Here is a 3,279-nt window from a genome sequence, read left to right on the forward strand (position 1 = left end):
AAAGTCGAGATTACCAGTGGCGGAAATATTGCAATTACCGATACAGCAGAAGTAGCGATCGATTCTTCTAGTGCAAATGCAGATTCCACTTCAACAGGAAATGGCGGTGCGATTACTCTCGATTCAGAAAGCGATATTACTGTAGGAAATATTTTCTCTGGAGTCAAAGGTTCTGGTACTGGCGGAAATATTAATCTCAACAGCAACAGTGGAAATATAAAAGCCGCAAATTTGGACTCTAGTTCCACTACTGGTAATGCGGGTACAATCTCCTTAACGGCACCCACCAGTATAACCGCAGCAGTTATCAACGCCAATGGTGCAGTCGGTACGGGAAATATCAATTTTACAAGCGATGAAATTAACTTTATTGGTAATGTTTCGAGTCTGGGCAAATTGACAATTGCGCCTTTTAGTGCAAGTCAAGCGATCGCACTGGGGGGAACCGATAGCGGCAGTACCAGCACATTAGATATTACTACCACCGAGCTAGGTTTCCTGCAACCCGGCATATCTTCTATCATCATCGGACGTGCAGACGGCACTGGCACCATCACCCTTGATAATACCGCTACTTTTAATTCACCCGTTAACATTGCAGGTGGTTCCACCCTCGTCGGTGCTAATCGCGATACGAATTGGTATATCACAGACGCTAATTCTGGTAATCTCAGCGGTTACCCCAATAGCTTAAGCTTCGATAATATTGAAAACCTAGTCGGCGGCATTTCTAACGATACTTTCGTATTTGACGACGGCATTAATTTCAATGGCACAATAGACGGCAACCTTGGCAGCGACACCTTAAACTACTCAAATTTTACCACTCCCGTAACAATAAACTTAGGCGCAATTGGCGGTGTAAGTATTGAAAACCTTGTAGGTACAACTAAAGCATCCAGCACCTTAGTTGGTACTAATAACGAAAACACTTGGAATATTACTGGCGGCGATACTGGTAATTTCAATGGCCAAATCAGCTTCAGTGCTTTCCAAAATCTCATAGGCGGCGACTTAGACGACACCTTCCAATTTACTAACCAACTTAATAATGTTGCCAGCATCAGCGGTAATCTAGACGGAAAAGCTGGCAATCTTACATTAAGGGGAGATGAGATTGATTTTGGTGGAAATATTTCCGGTACTGGTAACTTAACGCTTGAACCTTTAACTGCTAGCCAAAATATCGAAATAGGCGCTACAGATAGCGGCAGCAGCAGTATTTTAGATTTGACGGCGGGTGAGATTAGCGGATTCCAAAATAACTTCAAATCGATCGTTATCGGACGGACTGACGGCAGCGGTGCGATCGCATTTAACAACCCGATATCATTCAACAATCCAGTTACAATTCTATCTTCTCAAGGCTCAATATCAGTCAATACCCCCATTGTGGGAACCGACGACGCCTCAATCACCTTAGCTGGCGGCACAACAAATATTAATGCAGATATCACCACTGCCGAGCAAAACATCACAATTAAGGGCAATACTTCAATTGGCGATAATGTTAACCTCAGCACAGGTAATAAAGGCGATGGTGATATAAATATCGATGGCCAAATTGATGGCAACGGCAATCTTACTCTGGAAGCGGGTAGCGGTAACATCATTTTAAATGGGGATGTAGGCAGTAATAATCGTTTGGGCAATCTGACTGTTAACAGTGCAAAGGACGTACAAACAGGCCCAATTACAGCGGTTAGCATTACCCAAAAAGCAGGGACGGGAACTACTATTTTCCAAGGCCCGATCGACACCAATAGCTCAAGTGGTGTTAATCTAAAAGGTAATAACTTTACCTTCAATAGTCCTGTCACCGCAAGTAAGTCTGGTGGTGTCACCATCAACAACAGCGGCACGCTGAATATTGCCGCCCAAGCAGATATGAATTTGGATGGTGTCTTCAATCAAACCGGCACCGGATCGGTATCTACCGCAGGCGATATCACCACTACCGAAGACGACATCAAATTTAGCGGCCCCGTTACTTTAAATGGAAATGTAAACTTCAGTTTGGGAACGGCTACAATTAGTTTTGGTTCTACCTTGTCCGTTGGCGATAACCCGCTGACTTTAACAGCAGGGGAAATTGATTTTGCAGGGGCGGTAACTGGTACTAATAAACTGGTACTTCAACCGGCGACACCAGACCAAAATATTGCGATCGCATCTTCTAACGACACAACAGCTTTAGATTTAACGGCGGCAGAAATTAGTGCCATCCAACCTGGGTTTAGTTCTATAGTAATTGGCAGAAGTGATTCGACAGCAGCTATTACTATCGACAATAAGGTTGATTTTAACAATCAGGTAACAATTCAGTCTCCAGTTGGAACGGGTACGATCGCAGCTAAAGGTGATATTACAAGTAATGGTTCGGCAATTGAACTTGTAGCAGCAGGTAATATCACCACAAGCAATATTGTCACAGCAGGAGGAAACATCACCCTTACAAGTAAAACTGGCGACATCAATACCAGCACAAGTTCTCTCAATGCTACTTCTATCAAAGGTAATGGTGGAAACATTGCCGTAAATGCTGCTGGCAATATAACCACTAACGATATCACGACTCAATCCAGTAGCGCCGCTGGTGGTAATATCACCCTAAATAGCCAGACGGGATATGTACAAACAGGCAACTTAAATGCTTCTGGAAATACAGTTGGTGGGTCAATTACCATTACTACTCCTGTTCAAATTACCAGCGGAAAAATAGACACCAGCGCTATTACAGGAAAAGGAGGTAACGTAACCCTCGACCCCAAAGGAGACATCCAAGTTGAGTATATAAACGCCCAAGGAGGAAGCAAAGGCGCTGGTGGAACGGTTGATATTACAACTGAAAAGTTTTTGCGCGTCACAGGTACTTTTCAAGACCGAAATGGCGCTGTGTCCAGCATTTCCACTGCTGGAGGAACTGGGGGAGGCGCGATCGTAATCCGACATGGAGGAGGGCCAGAAACTGCCTTTAATGTCGCGGGTAATGCCACAAAAAATGGAACAGTCGGCAACATTACGTCTGGCCCTCAACAGACGGTACAACCTGGGTCTTATTTCGGGCCTTTCACTCAAGGTCTGACTCAAGTCATAACCACACCCCCTGGCAATAATCCCAATCCCGGTAATCCCAATCCCGGTAATCCTGACCCAAGTAATCCCAATCCCGGTAATCCTGACCCAAGTAATCCCAATCCCGGTAATCCCAATCCCGGTAATCCTGACCCAAGTAATCCCAATCCCGGTAATCCCAATCCCGGTAATCCTGACCCAAGT

At 44.8% G+C, this 3,279-nt stretch carries 1 protein-coding gene; it reads left to right on the forward strand.

Features of this window, described 5'->3' with window-relative positions; all coding sequences use genetic code 11:
- On the forward strand, positions 1-3,279 hold a 3,279-nt coding region (locus tag LAY41_RS31620), incomplete at both ends, for a beta strand repeat-containing protein (RefSeq protein WP_420840365.1).

This window comes from Argonema galeatum A003/A1 (genome assembly GCF_023333595.1).
Classification (GTDB): domain Bacteria; phylum Cyanobacteriota; class Cyanobacteriia; order Cyanobacteriales; family Aerosakkonemataceae; genus Argonema; species Argonema galeatum.